Raw genomic sequence first — 16,053 nt, 5'->3', positions numbered from 1 at the left:
GTCGTCGGCCCAGGCGCGGCACGCGCCGGAATCGTTCTGCAATGGGACGTCGCGGACGATCGCGCGGTTCGCGCCATCGTGCGATCGGCGTTCAAAGCTCGCCGGTTCGGCGGGTGAAGGCGTACGCCGGCCGTGCGTGCGCGGCTACGACCCTGCGGCCTCCGCGCCGATCGCGCGCATCATCAGGGGCCAGGCCGCGTTCATCTCCGGAATCCATTCGGGCCAGGCGTGCCAGCCGTTGCCGTAGATGTGGGACGTGACCGGGATGTTCAGCTCGTTCAGCCGGGCCACGAACGAGTGGTTCATCTGCCCGATGAGGATCTCGCTGAGCTGGGTGAGCCGCCACTGGGCGCCCTCTGGCGTGTACGGGCCGTTCATGCCGGTGGTCCCGCTGGAGACGTAGAGGCCGACGCCGCGCAGCTTCTCGGCCAGCACGTACGGGTCGTGGGCGCGCCAGTTCGCGTCGTCGAGGCCGGGCACGCCGAAGATGCGGAACGCGTCCATGCCCGAGCCGATCAGGTTCACCGCCATCAGGAACACCTGCATCCCGGCCATGGTCAGGTGGGTGGAGCCGCTGAAGGACGCCGCGTAGCGGAACATGCCGGGGTGCCTGGCGGCGTAGGCCAGCGCGCCCTGGCCGCCCGATGACGCGCCCATCACGGCCCTGCTGTTTCCCGCGCGGTAGCGGGCCATCAGCTCGATCACCTCGCTGGTGTGGAAGGTCTCCCAGCGCGGGACGCCGCCCTCGCCGTCGTTCCACCAGTCGGTGTAGCTGCCGTTGTCCCCGCCGGACGGCATGACGACCATGACGTCCCATCGCGCGGCGAGCTCTTCGATGCCGGTCTCGCGCGTCCAGGACGTGTAGTCGTCGCGTCCGCCCTGGAAGGCGTAGACGACCGGCCATGTCCGCTTCGCGGTCCGGCTCCAGCCCTTGGGCAGCAGCAGGCGGACGCTGACCTCTTCCGCGACGTTCGGCGACGTCCAGGTCAGGTCGAGGGTGCGTGCGTCGATCCACGTCTCGGTGATCTCCGACGCCGAGGCGGGCGCGGGTACGGAGATGAGCGAGAACAGCAGGGCGAGCGTCAGCAGCAGATGTCTCATCCGAGGTTCTTTCTGGCCAGGACCCGGTAGGCGTTGCTGGTCCTCCGGGCGATGGGGGTGGTGAGCAGGTCCAGCAGCACGGCCGCTCCCATGAGGGGACCGGCCAGGACGATCGCGGCGAGCGCGCCGGCGTACTCGCGGCGGCCCGGGGGGCGCGGCCACCACGGCCGGTCGACGTCGAGGCCGAGCCGGTTCACGACGGCGGCGGCGGACGCGACGAAGTCCGGTCCCTGGTCGGCCTCCCTGCGCTCTTCGGCGAGGATCTCCAGGCCGCGCTGCGCCAGCGCCGCGCGCAGGTTGCCGATGGGGATCATGTGGAGGTGCTGGGGCGCGAGCCAGGGCACCCAGTAGCCGCGCAGGACGCGGCCGAACCAGGATTCGGGGTCGGGCAGTTCGATCAGGAGGTACCCCCCGGAAGGCAGCACCTTGACGACGGTGTCGAGTTCGGTGAGCGGATCGGCGGTGTGCTCCAGGTAGTGGTGCATGCTGATCATGTCATACCGTCCGGCCAGATCATCGGACAGTGCCGTGAACTCGCCGCGGTAGGCGCGGTCGAGCCAGCCGCGCTGCGCGCCTTCCTCGACCGCGGCGCCGAAGTCGAGGCCGTCGAAGCGCGTGCCGGGCAGGACGGTCCGCGCGGCCCGGCAGAAATGCCCCTTGCCCGTGCCGATGTCGAGCCACGTGGCGGGGTCGGTCTCGCGGGCCGCCATGGCGGCGCGGGCGAGGTACCAGGAGGTGTTGGAGGACAGGATCCGCTCGGCCAGGACGTCGCCGAGGCCGTCGTAGACGTCCTTGTAGTAGAAGGCCAGGCCGTCGGGGGTGAGGCGCGGGTTCTGGAAGACGTGCCCGCAGCCGTCGCACCGGTCCATGGTGAAACGTCCCGGCTTGCCCTGGAGGATGTCGCGGGCCACGACCCGCCTGCTCAACGCGCGGCCGCCGCACCAGGGGCACTCCTCGGCGCGCGGCCCGGCGAACCGGTCGATCCCGCGGTCGATCTCGGCCCGGTACCAGACGCGGGCCTCCTCGCGGCGGGCGATCTGGTCCCGTTCCCAGCGCGTCCTCGGGGCGGTGAGGGTCCGGACGATCGAACGGGGCGTGTGGACGAGCCGCAGCGCGCAGACGCGGGTGAGGTCGCGGGGCCGTACGGCGGCACCGGCGAAGACCAGCGCCGGAAGAGCGCAGTACAGCAGCGCGAGCGCGAACCCGGCGACCGGTGCCAGCACGATGCCCCCGGCCACGAGAAGGTATCCGCCGGCGGCCGCGAACAGCGTCTGCGGTAGCGCGAGCGTTTGCGGGATCACCAGTGCGAGCGAACGCATCCGCGAACGCCGGAAAGCCGTCTGGTCGTGGCCGCCGAACGGGGCGGCGACGATGTCGGCCGAGCCCGTGTAAAGCCGGAGCCGGGCGGTGGCCGCGCCGAGTTCGTCGGGGTCGAGGCCGGTGAACGTCGTGATCCCGGCGTCGGCGGTGGCGGTGCGCAAGGCGAGAACCGCGTGGCAGGCCCCGCGGCCCATGCCGAAGACGTCGTCGCGGTAGGCGGCGAAGTCCAGATGGCGGGCCAGGTCGAGGGCCGCGTCGACGGGCAGGTCCCGGGGCATCAGGTCGACCAGGCCGATGCCGTTGTCGCGGGCGTGGCGCTCGGCGGCGCGCAGCACGCCGGGCGGGACCTCGACCCCGTCCGCGGTGAGCAGGACGAACTCGTTCCCGCCCGGCGGTTCGCCCTCGGGCGCGGGCGGCAGGGGGCGGAGGCCGCGCAGGCGGGCCCGCAGCCGCCACGCGTTGGCCGTCATGCAGAGCGCGATGACGACGATCAAGCCGGTGGCCATGTTCCCACCCCTTTCATTCAGTTGCGAAAAATGCCTTCGGCGTCTTTCGGGCATGCTAGAAAAGGCGCTTGAAAGGACGCAGATAACTCAGTGGTCAGTAAAGTCGAATCTTGAGTTCAGTCAGTGATGTGGCCATTCGTGAGCGTCATAACCTCGGTTCATGGCAATCAAGGTCATCGACGAGGAGATGCTGAGCGACCGGCTCAGGAAACTGACGGTGCAGGCCGATTCCCTCGGCCCGGAAGAATGGTCGATCCGGGTGCTCGTCCCGCACGGCTGGTCCGAGTACGGTGGCGATGGCCGGCCGCTGCTGACGCTGCACCACGGCGGTCTCGACGACTCGGCGTCGTGGACGCGCCACACCGACGTGGAGCATCTCAGCCGGGACGACGACGTCCTCATCGCCATGCCGGACGGCGGCCGGGCGGGCGGGTACGCCGACTGGCGCAGCGGCCCGCAGTGGCAGACCTTCCACGTCCACGAACTCCACGAGCTCATGCGGAGGCGGTACCGGGCCTCGGCCGTGCGCGCGGTCGCCGGGGTCTCCGGCGGCGGGTACGGGGCGCTGCTGAGCGCGGCGGCCCATCCCGGGATGTTCCGTTCCGCGGCTGCGCTGAGCGGTCCGTGCACGATCCGTTCGCCGCTCGCCGCGACCACCCTGCTCGCCGCCACCGGCATCGCCGGACGGGTGAACCCGTTCGCGATGTGGGGCGTGCCCGTGCTCGACGACCGGCGCTGGCGTGCCGCCGACCCGCTCCACCTGGCGGCCGGGCTGCGCGGTACGGACGTGTTCCTGTCCTGCGGGCTGACCGGGCGTCCCGGCCCGCTGGACCGGCCGGGGTCGTGGAGCGCGGCCAATCTCGCCGAGCCCGTCGTACGGTCGACCATCCGGCCGTTCCTCCGGCGGCTGCGCCTCCTGGGAATCCCCGTGGCGGCCCACCTGTACCGGAACGGCACGCACAGCTGGCCCTATTGGGAACGGGAACTTCATCGGATCTGGCCCCGGCTCATCGCGTCGGTCGGCGGCCGGTGACGGAAGTGCGGCGACGGCGGAGTCGGTGACGGCAGAAAGGGCTGCGGCAAGGGTTCCTCCCGCGAATGCGTGGTGTGCCAGAGTCTGTGTCGTACAGTGGCGCGCACATAGTGTCCGGATGACAGAAGTCAGGGACCGGTTTCCTCAGTCAGATGAGTGATCCGCTCTTCCGCCTGAGCGGCGCGGCAGCGGTCCGGGCCGTACGCTGTCCCGCATGCGGAGCTCACTGGCGGGCGCTGGACGGTCCGGGAACCGGGCGGGCACGCCGTGACCCGCGGGACGGTGGTCGAGGAGGTCGCCGAGCAGATCGCGTTCGCGATCGCGTCGGGGCGGCTGCGGGCCGGGGAGCGGCTGCCGTCGATCCGGCGGCTCGCCGGGGAGTACGAGATCAACCCGTCCACGGTCCAGCTCGTCCTCGGGCAGCTGCGGACGGCGGGATTCGTGGAGACCCACCACGGGGTCGGCGCCGTGGTCCGCGACGTCGAGGCGTACGGCGGGGTGGAGACGTGGCGCTACCTGTTCCGGTTCTCGCGAAGGCTTCCCGACCTGGCGGTCCGGATCCTCCGGGACATCCTGGAGACCTTGCGCATGTTCTACGGATCGGTCTTGGACAAGATCGAGGCGGACCCGGGCGCCCACGACCCCGCGCCGGTGCGGCGGGCGTGGCGGCGCCTCGACATGCTGGCGCGGGATGAGGAGGCGACCCCGGCGGACGTCCACCAGGGCGTGCTGGACGTCCTGCGGGCGGGGTCGATGGCGGTCGGCGGCGGCGTCTTCCTCGGGGTTCTGAACTCGCTGGGGCCGATGCTGGGCGAGGTGCCGGAAGTGCTCGACGTCGTGTTCGACGCCCCGGGCGTGCACGTGTGGTGGTGGGATCAGCTCATCAGCGCCTGGGAGGCGGGGGACATGGGGCCCGCCCGGCAGGCGATCGGTCTCCTGGACGACTGGCACGCGGAGGTGCTGGGGCGGCTCCGCGCCGCGCTCGACGCGCAGGTGGGCTGAGGTCCCGGAAACGTCGTTGTGAGTTCGAGCAGAGGTCGCCGGCGGAAACGCGCACCGCCCTTCCTACTAGGCCGCCAACTGTGTGACACACACTGTGGGACGCATCCCCCGATCCCGAAGGAATGAGGGACCACATGCGAACCCCCCCGACACCACGCTCCTCTCCCGGGCGTCCGGTGCGCCGCGGACCGATCCGCACCGCGATCCTCTCCGCGATGAGCGCGCTGGTCATGCTGGCGCCCACGCTGGTGGCGCCCCCGGCGGCCAACGCGATCCCCGCGCAGGACCTGCCGGCGATCGGCGTGGACACCGGCCGGTTCAAGCTCCCGATCGCCTGCACGATCAACTTCGCCGGAGTGCTCCCGGTGCTGTGGCTGCCCCTGGACGTCGACATCCAGGGCGTCGCGCCGGTCCAGCTCGGCCCCGGCCAGGAGTTCTGGCTGACGCAGGGAGCGGGCAGCATCACCTTCCCCGAATGGCTGACCACGCTGGCTCCGATCCTGGGCCTCGACAAGGCCGACGCGACGATCAGCGACATGTCCATCGGCGCGACCAACTCGACGCCCGACGCGGTCAACATCGCCAAGGACCCGATCACGCTCACCGACATCCCGATCGAGCCGGGCAAACCGCTGAAGGTCGGACTGCCCGCGCCCGGCCAGGGCCCGTTCGACGTGGGGCCGTACACCGCGCCGCAGAGCGGCAAGGTCACGCTGGGCTTCGACAGCGCGTTCGCGCAGGTCGACCTGAAGTCCTCGGCCGGCTTCTCGCTCCCGATCACCGCGGACTGCAAGCCGCGGGGCGGCAACGCCCTGCTGACGCTCGGCGTCGGCGGGGAGCCGGGGCAGCCGCCCGCGAAGTTCCACGGTGCGCCGCTGAACTTCCCCGAGCCCAAGTCGGGTGAGCTGGCGGGCGTCATCAACGCGCCGTACCAGTGCACCTGGGACGGCCGGCCCCACGACGTGGGGATCGCGGTCGGCGCCGACGGCATCCCGCTCACGGTCAGCAAGTCGGGTTCGTTCTCTTTCACGAACGCGTCCGGTGCCCTGACGGTGCCGAAGGAGACGGTGAACGGCCTCCTCGACGAGGGCGTGACCACGATCTCCGGCACGGTGTCCGAGCTGAACCTGGAGGTCGAGGGCGGCACGCCGCAGACCCTCAACGTCATCCCGGACGAGGGCGTCTCGATCCCCGCGACGACCCTGGTGCGCGACCAGCGGCTCGTCGTGCCGCTGCCCGCGGACGGCGCGCTGACGGCGGGGCCGTTCACGCCGTCGTCCGGGTCGCAGAACGTCCGGGTGATGCTGGGCTCCGCCGGCGCGCGGCTCACCTTGAACGGCGGCGCGTCCACCCAGGCGACCTGCGGCAAGCCGTCGCCGTCCGTCTACCTCGTCGACAACCCGGTGACCTGACGCTCTGAGCGTTCCGGCCACGTCCGCGCGGGCCGTCCCCGGTTCAGGGCCGGGGGCGGTCCGCCCCTTCCGTTCCGAGCACAGCGCCCAGCGCGATCCGTACCTTGACGGACTGCCTGCGCAAGCACGGCATCAAGGTTCCGGCGAACGGCGAGCAATGGACACCGCCGCCCGGCTATGACCCCGCGAAGGCACAAAAGGCACTCAAGGCATGCCTTCAAGAACAGAAGAAAGCCAACTAGAACGGGCCTCCGAACTTCCGCGAAGCTCGCCGGGGGTGAGGCGTCCGTCGGCGACCACGACGGTGATCGCCCGGGTCAGGTGGTGCGGGACGGTCAGCGGCTCGTCCCAGGCGAGCGCGGGTCCGACACCGGGGTAGTGGGCGGCCCGCACGAACCACGGGTCGAGCCCGGCGGTCTGGACGAACACCAGGCTCCATGCGTCCGAGGTCAGCGCCAGCCAGGGCGTGACGCTGCCGTGCACGGCCTCCTCTCCGGACGCCTCGCCGGTGAAGACGGCCAGGCCGGGGGAGTCCTTGGGCGCACGCCAGAAGAACCCGCCGTAGCCCGCGCCCGTGCGGCCCTTGCACGCCGAGCTTTGTATGACGAGCGGCCGCCCGGTCCGGCCGGTCAGCGTGAACGTGAAGTGCAGCACCCACGCTCCGGCGACGGGACGGGCGGTCAGGGTCCGCTCCTCGTCGGCCAGGACGGTGCCGTCCGGGCCGACCCAGTCGAGGGTGTCGGCGTAGCCGCCGTCGATGGGGCGGAGGGTGCGCCGGCGCTGCCGTCCGTGATTGGGGAGGATCTTCGGGCCCTCGCCGGGGACGTAGGTGGAGCCGCCCCAGAAGTTGACCCCGTCGACGTCGGAGATCGCGACGCCCGCCCCGAAATGGTGGACGTGGTCGTCCGGCTGGGTCTCGGTGACGACCGTCCCGCCGAGGGTCCGGACGGGATGCAGGTGGGGCCGCGGGGCATCGGTCGCCTGGAGGTCCCCGCGCTGGATGTACGCGGCCACCTCATGGCCGCCGACCCGCAGAATCGTCTCCGGCCACGGGCGGTCCGCCGGCTCGACGGTGTCAGGGAAGCCCAGTTCGGAGAGGGTTCTGAGGTCTTGCGCGGCGCGGACGGCCAGGCCCTCGATGCCGGGCAGGACCAGCCGGGACGGTTCCCTCCGGACGAACCGCTCCTCGATCGGGCGTGGTTCGGGAGCCAGCCGGATCGCGTCGAGCAGCCGGGTGAAACCGCCGGTGCGCGCGAGCGGGACCAGGAGCGGTGTGCTGTCCCGGATGTGCGCGAGGAGGTCGCCGAGCAGGTTCGTCCGGCCGAAACCGGTCCTGACCCCGCCGGACTCGATCTCGTCGACGGTGTAGAAGAGCCGGGCCGACCGGGTCTCGCCGTGGAGGTGGAGGTAGGGCTCGGTGCGCCGGACGGAGCAGAGCGAGACGGTGATCGCGATGACCGTCCCGTCGGCGAGCCGCAGCCGGGCGCTGGAGGTGTCGTCGGACTCGATCGCGTTGGCGCGGTACAGCTCCAGCTCGATGCCGGCGACCGAATCGACCGTGTCCGCTCCCGCCACGGCCAGGGCGGTGGCCACGGCGTGCGCGAACGGGTTGGTCAGGGCGCCGTCCATGACGTCGACGCCGTCCAGCCGGCGGCGGCCCGCCCAGGCCGAACGGGTGTAGTAGCCGAACGGCCGGGTCCACGCCCCCGCCACCCCGATGGCGCGGAGCGGCTCGCCGAGGACGTCCCGCGCGGCCGGGACGGCGTCCGAGCCGAGCGACTGGAAACCGACCTGGCAGGCGAGCCCCGTCTCGGCGACCGCGGCGGAGATCGTCTGGAACTCCTCGACCGACGGCGCGGGCGGCTTCTCCAGCAGCACGTGCGCACCGGCCCGGAGCGCGGCCACGGCCAGCGGCGCATGGGTGTGGATCGGGGTGGCGATGACCGCCGCCTCCGCCCCCGTCTCCCGGATCAGCGAGGCCAGGTCGGCCGACGCCGGCACGCCCAGCCCGGACGGCGGCGCGATGTCGCACACCCCGGCCAGCTCGGCGCGGCCCGCCGCCGCCAGCCGCCGGACGTTCTCCAGATGGTGGCGCCCGTAGCCGTTGACTCCGGCGACGACGACCCTCACCTGCCTCACCGCGACCACCTGGTGGGCGCGCCCGTCGCCCGCAGCTCCGCGCCGGTGATCTCCACCGGGGACGGGTCGGCGAGCAGCCCGAGGTCTGTGAGCGCGGCGTCCTCCGCCCGCTCCACCATCGCGGGATGGTGCAGGGCGAGGGCGAGCTGGCCCGACAGCTCGGTGAGCAGGTGCGGGTGGACCGGCACGTCGAAGACCCGGGCGAGGCCGGCGATGCGCAGGAACGGGGTGATCCCGCCGACCCGCACCACGTTCGGCTGGACGACGTCGCAGGCCCCGGCGGTCAGCAGGTCGCGGAAGCCGTGCGCGGTGGCGACGTTCTCGCCGACGGCGACCGGCGTGCCGATGCTCCGGCGCAGCTCCGCATGAGCGGCGAGGTCGTCGGCGGGCAGCGGCTCCTCGACCCAGAACAGGTCGAACCGCTCCAGCGCCCGTAGCGCGATCCTGGCCCGGTGCAGGTCCCATCGCTGGTTCGCGTCGATCATCAGCGCGGTCTCGGGGCCGATGATCTCGCGGACGGCCGCGACGCGCTCGACGTCCTCGGCGAGCGAGGGCCGTCCCACCTTCATCTTGACGGCCGGGTATCCGGCGGCGGCCCACCGCGCGGCCTGGGCGGTCAGCTCGTCCAGCGAGTAGTGCCGGTTGATTCCGCTGCCGTAGACCGGGACGCTGTCGCGCCGCGCCCCGAGGACGTCGACCAGGGAGCGGTCACCGCACTCCAGGTCCCAGAGCGCGAGGTCGACGCCGGCCATCGCGATCGGGACGATCCCGGACCGTCCCGCCTCGCCGAGATGGGCCGACAGCCTGTCCCACACGACGCCCGGGTGCGCCGGAAGCCCGATCACCGCGTCGCGGACGTCGTGCTCCAGCAGAGCCTTGACCGCATGCGCCCCGATCCGGGGGGTCCAGGAGATCCCGGTCCCCGATCGTCCGTCGTCCAGTGTGAGGGTGACGAACAGGACGTGGTTGCACGGCACGTCCGCGCCCCACGGCCGGGCCAGGGGCACCGACCGGGACACCACCGACAGATCCTTGATCATGACCGGCCCTTCAGACGAGTTCGGTGCGCCAGCTGCGCTTGGCCGTCCAGCCGAGCAGCCGCTCGGCCTTGGCGGCGGAGAACGCCGGGGACGTGCCGGTGAGCGCGGCCGCGGCCTCCTCGGTCTCGGGGAAGAAGCGGGGCAGCAGTTCCGCCAGCGGTTCGCGGGCCAGTGCGTCCCCGGCCCCGGCGAAGAAGACCTCGCCGTTGCGCTCCAGCCGGGGCAGGTGGGCGAGGAGGGCGCCGATGAACTCGCCGGCGTCCCGGGCGTCGAGGTAGTTGAACAGCGAGACGCTGCCGATCTCGGGCCGGTCCAGCCGTTCGCGGAGGGTGTGCCCCGACTGGGTCGGCGCGCCCTCCCACTCCTCCGGCGCGATGACGAAGCAGGGACGGAACGCGGCCATCCTCGTGCCGGTGGCCGAGCGGGCGAACGTCTGCATGGTCTGCTCGGCGACGAGTTTCGACAGGCTGTAGACGTTCCACGGCCGCGGCGGATGCTCCTCGTCCAGCGGCAGGTACGCGGGCGTCCAGCCGCCGGGGGCGCCGTAGCCCATCACCGTCGGGCTGCTCGCGACGGCCAGCCCCGGCACGCCCAGCGCCACCGAGGCCGCGCAGACGTTGAACGCCAGCTGGGTGTTGACCCGGAACGTCGTGGCGTCCGTCCGGCCGAAGGGCACCGCGATCGCGGCGAGGTGGACGACGGCCTCCGGCCGGAACCGTGTGATCGCCGAGTGGGCCTCGCCGAGATCGGTGAGGTCGGCCGGGAGGGTGGCGGCGGCCTCCCGCGGGGTGCCCGGGGCGCTGTCGACGCCGATCACCTCGTGTCCGGCCGCCGCCAGCGTGGTGACGACGCTGCGGCCCAGCCGGCCCGCGCTTCCGGTGACGAGCACTCTGCTCACCGCATGGACTCCTTAACGTGCTGCAACCAGTTGCAGTAACAATCGCGCCAGCGTGGCCGTCCGTCAAGTGAGTAGCGTTCGACCAGCAGAAACAGTCGCAACGATCATCCCGGCCTTGCAAACGGTTGCGCTAGGGTGGGCGCCATGGCAGTGACTATCCGGGACGTCGCCCACGCGTGCGGCGTCCACGTGTCGACGGTGTCGCGGACCTTCTCCGCGCCGCACATGGTGAACGCCGAAACGCGGACCCGGGTGCTGACGGTGGCCGAGCAGCTCGGCTACCGGCCCAACCGGGCGGCCAGGTCGCTCACCACGGGCCGGACCCACAACCTCGGACTGATCGTCGCCGATCTCGCCAACCCGTTCTTCCCCCCGCTGATCAAGGCCGCGCAGGCCGCCGCCCGCGCCCGCGACTACCACCTGTTCGTCGCCGACACCGACGAGGACCCCGCGAAGGAGGAGGAACTCGTCCAGGCCTTCTCCAAGCAGGTCGACGGCATCGTGCTGTGCAGCCCCCGATCATCGAACAAGGCGCTGGAGAAGCTCGTCCAGACACTGCCGTTCGTCCTGGTCAACCGGCGGCTGCGCGGGGTGACGACCGTCGTCATGGACGTCGCCCGGGGCGCCCGCACCGCGATGGAGCACCTCGCCGGGCTCGGCCACCGGCGCGTCGCCCTCGTGTCGGGGCCGTCCGGCTCCTGGACCAGCGGCGAGATCCGCAAGGCCGTCACCGGCGTCCCCGGTCTCGAAACGGTCGTCATCGGCCCCAACGCGCCCACCGAGGAGGGCGGCGTCTCCGTCGCCGGCCAGGTGGCGGCGGCGGGGGTGACCGGCGTGCTCGCCTACAACGACCTCGTCGCCATCGGCCTCATCGAGGGCCTGGACGAGCTGGGCGTCGGCGTGCCGGGCGACATCAGCGTGATCGGCATCGACGGCAGCATCACCGGGCGCCTGTACCGGCCGAAGCTCACCACGGTCGCCATGCCCACGGCCGACGCCGGGCGCATGGCCGTCGACCTGCTCATCACGTCGATGAGCGCGGCCACCGTCCTGGAGACCCACCTGGTGGTCCGCGAATCCACCGCTCCCCCGAAAGGACCCTCATGAGAAGTCACGGCGTCGCCTTCGGTGTCACCCCCGAAGGCGAAAAGGTCGAACGGTACGCGCTCGACAACGGGCGCCTGCGCGTCGCGGTCCTCACCTACGGCGCGACCGTCCAGCGGCTGGAGGTGGCCGACGGCACCAACGTGGTGCTCGGGCTCGACACACTGGAGGACTACCTGCACCGCAGCAGGTACTTCGGCGCGGTCGTCGGCCGGTACGGCAACCGCATCGCCCGCGGCAGGTTCACCCTCGACGGCACGGAGTACCGGCTCCCGGTCAACGACGGCGCCCACAGCCTGCACGGCGGCGTCCGCGGCTTCGACAAGCGGGTGTGGCGGGTCGAGTCGGCGGATCCGGCGGAACTGCTGCTGAGCCTGGTGAGCCCGGACGGCGAGGAAGGCTACCCGGGGGAGCTGACGGCTCAAGTCCGGTACATGCTGGACGGCGACACACTGCGGCTGGAGTACCGGGCCACGACCGACGCCCCGACCGTGGTCAACCTGACCAACCACTCCTACTTCGACCTGGCGGGCACCGGTGACGTCCGCGGCCACGTGGTGATGATCGAGGCGGACCGCTACCTGCCGGTCGACGAGGGGAAGATCCCCACGGGCGAGCTCGCCCCGGTCGCCGGGACGCCCTTCGACTTCACCGCCCCCGCCCGGGTGGACGCGCGGCTCGGCGGCCGCTACGACCACTGCTACGCCTTCACCGCCCCCGCCCGGGGCCGGGCGACGGTCACCGACCCGGTCAGCGGCCGTTCGATGGAGGTCACCACCACCGAACCGGGCGTCCAGTTCTACACCGGCCACATGCTGGACGGCGCCGCCACGCCGTACGGCCCGTTCGCGGGTCTGTGCCTGGAGACCCAGAGCTTCCCCGACGCGCCGAACCGTCCGGCGTTCCCGTCCGCGGTCCTGCGGCCCGGAGAGACGCACGTCTCGGTCACCGGCTACCGCTTCAGCGTTTCCTGAGCACTGCAAACGGTTGTAGTAACAAGCGGCAAACCGAAAACCACCGGACAAGCGCTCTAGCCTCGAATACCGGCTCTCACCTCGGATGATGTAAGAACGGGCCAGCGCTCGCAGTGAGGAATCTCACTGCAAAGGGTTGACGTCATCTCCGGCTTCGCGCTAAGAAAGCGCTATCTCAACCGCCATCCGACTCACCGAAGGGCCGGTGATGACGCTGAGGCCCGCTGCTGCCGACACGGCGACGGGGACGGCCGAGCCCGTGGCCGCGTCCTCCGTGACAACGGACGCCCGCCGCCCCGGGCGCCGCAAGAACTCCCGCAACCGCTCGCAGGCATGGACCGCCTATCTGTTCCTCGCACCCTGGTTCATCGGCCTGTTCGCCATCACGCTCGGCCCGATGATCGCCTCGCTGTACCTGTCGTTCACCGACTACAGCCTGCTGAGCGAGGCGCACTGGGTCGGCCTGGACAACTACGACGAGATGTTCACGGCCGACGACCGCTACCTCAACTCGCTCAAGGTCACGACCACCTACGTCGTCGTCTCGGTCCCGCTGCAGCTCGCGTTCGCCCTCGGGCTGGCGCTGGCGCTCGACAAGGGGCTGCGCGGGCTGTCGTTCTACCGGTCGATGTTCTACCTGCCCTCCCTGCTCGGGGGCAGCGTGGCGATCTCGATCCTGTGGCGGAAGATCTTCGGGACGGACGGGATCGTCAACACGTTCCTGGGCTGGTTCGGCTACGCGGGCCAGGGCTGGGTCACCAGCCCCGACACCGCGCTGTGGACGCTGATCATCCTGCACGTCTGGACGTTCGGCGCCCCGATGGTCATCTTCCTGGCCGGGCTCCGCCAGATCCCGAAGAACCTCTACGAGGCGGCGCGGGTCGACGGCGCCGGCACGATCCGGCAGTTCCGCTCGATCACGCTGCCGCTGCTCACGCCGATCATCTTCTTCAACGCCGTGCTGGAGGTCATCAAGTCGTTCCAGTCGTTCACGCAGTCGTTCATCGTCAGCGGCGGCAACGGCGGACCGGTCGACTCGACCCTCTTCTACACGCTCTACCTCTACCTCAAGGGCTTCAAGAACTACGAGATGGGATACGCGGCCGCGATGGCGTGGGTGCTCCTGCTCATCATCGGGGCTCTGACCGCCGTCAACTTCCTCATGTCTCGATTCTGGGTCTTCTATGGCGACGACAAGTAAGCGCACGGAGAGAAAGCGTCCGGTCGGCAGGCGCGCGGCGGGCCGGCGTGCGGCGGGCGCGCGCGTGCCGGTCCTGTTCCGGCCCGCCTCGCGACTGACCAAGCACGTGCTGCTGATCGTGTTCGGGCTGTTCATGCTCTACCCGCTGCTCTGGATGATCTCCAGCTCGGTCAAGCCCGAGGAAGTGATCTTCCGGGAGCCCGGCCTCGTCCCGTCCGAGGTGACCGGTGAGAACTACACCGGCGGCTGGGACGCGCTCACGCACTCCTTCGGCTACTACATGTGGAACTCCGCGGTCATCACCGGCCTGGCGGTCGTCGGCAACCTGGTCGCCTGCTCGCTGGCCGCCTACGCGTTCGCGCGGCTGGAGTTCCCGTTCAAGAAGCTCTGGTTCGCGATCATGCTGGTCTCGATCATGCTGCCGCACCATGTGACGGTCGTGCCGCAGTACATCGCGTTCAGCAAGATCGACTGGATCAACACGATCTGGCCGATCATCCTGCCCAAGTTCCTGGCCACCGACGCGTTCTTCATCTTCCTGATGGTGCAGTTCATCCGCACCCTTCCCCGGGAGCTGGACGAGGCCGCCGCGATCGACGGCGCGGGACACCTCCGCACGTTCCTGCAGGTGGTGATGCCGCTGTGCATGCCCGCACTGGCCACCACGGCGATCTTCACGTTCATCTGGACGTGGAACGACTTCTTCACCCAGAACCTCTACCTGACCAACTCCGACAACCTCACCGCCCCGGTCGCGCTGCGCCATTTCATGGACACCAGCGGCGACTCGTCCTGGGGGCCGATGTTCGCGATGTCGATCATCTCGCTCGGCCCGATATTCGGTTTCTTCCTGGCCGGCCAGAAATACCTCGTCCGAGGTGTGGCGACCACCGGTCTCAAATAGCGACCGCCCCCGAACGGCGACCGCCCCCGAACGGCGGCGCCCTCAAACGACCCCTCCCCCCATTCCTCTCCCCCCGGAGGTACCACTGATGAAACGCATCCTGGCGGCCACCGCCGTCACCCTGCTCGCGGTGTCGGCCACCGCCTGCGGAGGCGGCGACGACGGGTCCGGCGGCAAGACGAAGGTCGTCTTCTCCTACTGGGGCAGCGACTCCCGGCAGAAGCTGACCGAGGCGGCCATCGCCGAGTTCGAGAAGAAGAACCCCGCGATCGACATCGAGGGCGACTTCTCCGACTGGGACAGCTACTACGAGAAGCTGGCCACCAAGACCGCGGCCGGGGACGCCCCGGACGTCATGACGATCGAGATCCGCGGCCTGGCGGAGTACGCGGGACGCGGCGTCCTCGCCGACCTGAGCGGGAAGGTCGACACCGCGGACCTCGACCAGGGCGTCCTCAAGGCCGGTCAGGTCGACGGCAAGCAGTACGCGATCCCCACCGGCGTCAACGCCTTCCCGATGATCGTCAACAAGGAGACGCTGGAGGAGCACGGCCAGAAGGTCCCCGACGACAAGACGTGGACCTGGGACGACTACATCGAGACCTCCCGGAAGGTGACCGAGAAGAGCGGCGGCGAGGTCTGGGGCACCGAGTGGAACCAGAACCCCGCGTTCCTGCAGATCTTCGCCGCGCAGCGCGGTGAGCAGTTCTACGCGAACGGCAAGGTCGCCCTGTCCGAGCAGACCATCAAGGACTGGTGGGCCCTGCTGAAGAAGATCGTCGACACCAAGGCCGGGCCCGGCGCCGCCGAGATGCTGGAGACCGGCACCAACGTCGACCAGGCGCTGATCGCCACCAACAAGAGCGCGTTCGGAAGCTGGTGGAGCAACCAGCTCGACACGCTGACCAAGGGCTCCGGCCAGGAACTCGACCTGCTGCGCATGCCGAAGGCCCCGGGCGCCACCGGCTCCGGCATGTTCCTGCAGCCGGCGATGTACTACACGATCTCGGGCAAGACCGAGCAGTCCGCCGCCGCCCAGAAGTTCGTCGAGTTCCTGGTCAACGACCCGGCCGCCGGCGCGATCGTGCTCAGCGACCGCGGCCTGCCCACCAACGCCAAGGTCATCGCCGCGATCAAGAGCAAGCTGTCCCCGGCCGACCAGAAGGTGCTGGCCTTCATGGACTCGATCAAGAACGATCTCACCCCGATCGTCGTCCCGCCGAAGGGCGCGATGGAGATGGAGGACATCCTCAAGCGCCCCACCGACGCGGTGCTGTTCGGCAAGTCGACGCCGGACGAGGCGGCCAAGGCCTTCCTGACCGAGGCCGACAACGCCCTGTCCCAGTAGCGGTCGTCCCCACCGACGAGCCGCGCGGCCCGTGAAGCGTCCGGGCCGCGCGGTGCCACCGACCTCCGGCC

Annotated in this window: 13 protein-coding genes; 8 read left to right on the top strand and 5 right to left on the bottom strand. The window is 70.7% G+C overall.

The genetic code is table 11. From position 1 onward, the window contains the following. Window positions 1-144: 144 nt before the first annotated feature. Window positions 145-1,101: an alpha/beta hydrolase gene (locus ACGFIS_RS24240; RefSeq protein WP_392912342.1), complete on the bottom strand. Its 957-nt coding sequence runs from the start codon at window positions 1,099-1,101 to the stop codon at window positions 145-147. Next, the gene (locus ACGFIS_RS24235) at window positions 1,098-2,927 is read right to left on the bottom strand and encodes a class I SAM-dependent methyltransferase (protein WP_392912340.1); all 1,830 of its coding nucleotides are present in this window, start codon (window positions 2,925-2,927) and stop codon (window positions 1,098-1,100) included. Before ACGFIS_RS24235 ends, ACGFIS_RS24240 begins: the two co-directional genes overlap by 4 nt. Before the next feature lie 160 nt (window positions 2,928-3,087). On the opposite strand from ACGFIS_RS24235, the gene ACGFIS_RS24230 reads away from it, so the two are divergent. From ACGFIS_RS24230 to ACGFIS_RS24220, 3 genes are all read left to right on the top strand, one after another. Further along, window positions 3,088-3,960, top strand: a complete 873-nt coding sequence (locus tag ACGFIS_RS24230; RefSeq protein ID WP_392912338.1) for an alpha/beta hydrolase — start codon at window positions 3,088-3,090, stop codon at window positions 3,958-3,960. A 267-nt stretch (window positions 3,961-4,227) separates the two neighbouring features. Further along, entirely contained in the window at window positions 4,228-4,962 is a 735-nt protein-coding gene (locus tag ACGFIS_RS24225; protein ID WP_392972566.1) for a GntR family transcriptional regulator, read from the top strand. Window positions 4,963-5,177: 215 nt separating this feature from the next. Then, window positions 5,178-6,374, top strand: coding sequence for a hypothetical protein (locus ACGFIS_RS24220; RefSeq protein WP_392912334.1), 1,197 nt, complete (start codon window positions 5,178-5,180; stop codon window positions 6,372-6,374). A gap of 204 nt (window positions 6,375-6,578) precedes the next feature. On the opposite strand, the gene ACGFIS_RS24215 is transcribed toward ACGFIS_RS24220, so the two are convergent. Genes ACGFIS_RS24215 through ACGFIS_RS24205 form a run of 3 tightly spaced genes read right to left on the bottom strand, consistent with a single transcriptional unit; the run spans window position 6,579 to window position 10,451 of the window. Further along, a complete protein-coding gene (locus ACGFIS_RS24215) occupies window positions 6,579-8,513 on the bottom strand; it encodes a DUF6807 family protein (RefSeq protein WP_392972564.1) in 1,935 nt (644 codons plus the stop codon). Continuing rightward, window positions 8,510-9,553 carry a mandelate racemase/muconate lactonizing enzyme family protein gene (locus tag ACGFIS_RS24210; RefSeq protein WP_392972563.1) on the bottom strand — a complete coding sequence of 348 codons (1,044 nt, stop codon included), beginning with the start codon at window positions 9,551-9,553 and terminating at the stop codon, window positions 8,510-8,512. The genes ACGFIS_RS24215 and ACGFIS_RS24210 overlap by 4 nt, the downstream gene beginning before the upstream one ends. 10 nt (window positions 9,554-9,563) lie before the next feature. Next, the gene (locus ACGFIS_RS24205) at window positions 9,564-10,451 is read right to left on the bottom strand and encodes an NAD-dependent epimerase/dehydratase family protein (RefSeq protein ID WP_392912328.1); all 888 of its coding nucleotides are present in this window, start codon (window positions 10,449-10,451) and stop codon (window positions 9,564-9,566) included. A 144-nt stretch (window positions 10,452-10,595) separates the two neighbouring features. Between ACGFIS_RS24205 and ACGFIS_RS24200 the strand changes: the two genes are divergently transcribed. The 5 genes from ACGFIS_RS24200 (at window position 10,596) to ACGFIS_RS24180 (ending at window position 15,982) form a co-directional block, all read left to right on the top strand. Continuing rightward, window positions 10,596-11,558, top strand: coding sequence for a LacI family DNA-binding transcriptional regulator (locus tag ACGFIS_RS24200; protein ID WP_392912326.1), 963 nt, complete (start codon window positions 10,596-10,598; stop codon window positions 11,556-11,558). Beyond that, complete coding sequence (locus tag ACGFIS_RS24195; protein WP_392972562.1) at window positions 11,555-12,529, top strand: aldose epimerase family protein; 975 nt, start codon at window positions 11,555-11,557, stop codon at window positions 12,527-12,529. The genes ACGFIS_RS24200 and ACGFIS_RS24195 overlap by 4 nt, the downstream gene beginning before the upstream one ends. Before the next feature lie 208 nt (window positions 12,530-12,737). Then, window positions 12,738-13,730, top strand: coding sequence for a carbohydrate ABC transporter permease (locus tag ACGFIS_RS24190; protein WP_392912322.1), 993 nt, complete (start codon window positions 12,738-12,740; stop codon window positions 13,728-13,730). A 133-nt stretch (window positions 13,731-13,863) separates the two neighbouring features. Next, complete coding sequence (locus ACGFIS_RS24185) at window positions 13,864-14,634, top strand: carbohydrate ABC transporter permease (protein ID WP_392972606.1); 771 nt, start codon at window positions 13,864-13,866, stop codon at window positions 14,632-14,634. An 88-nt stretch (window positions 14,635-14,722) separates the two neighbouring features. Next, entirely contained in the window at window positions 14,723-15,982 is a 1,260-nt protein-coding gene (locus ACGFIS_RS24180; protein WP_392912318.1) for an ABC transporter substrate-binding protein, read from the top strand. Window positions 15,983-16,053: the final 71 nt, after the last annotated feature.

The sequence above is a fragment of the Spirillospora sp. NPDC048824 genome, assembly GCF_043198455.1.
Lineage (GTDB): Bacteria > Actinomycetota > Actinomycetes > Streptosporangiales > Streptosporangiaceae > Spirillospora.
Note: the sequence above shows the minus strand (reverse complement) of the source record. Positions and strands in the feature narration are given on the sequence as shown.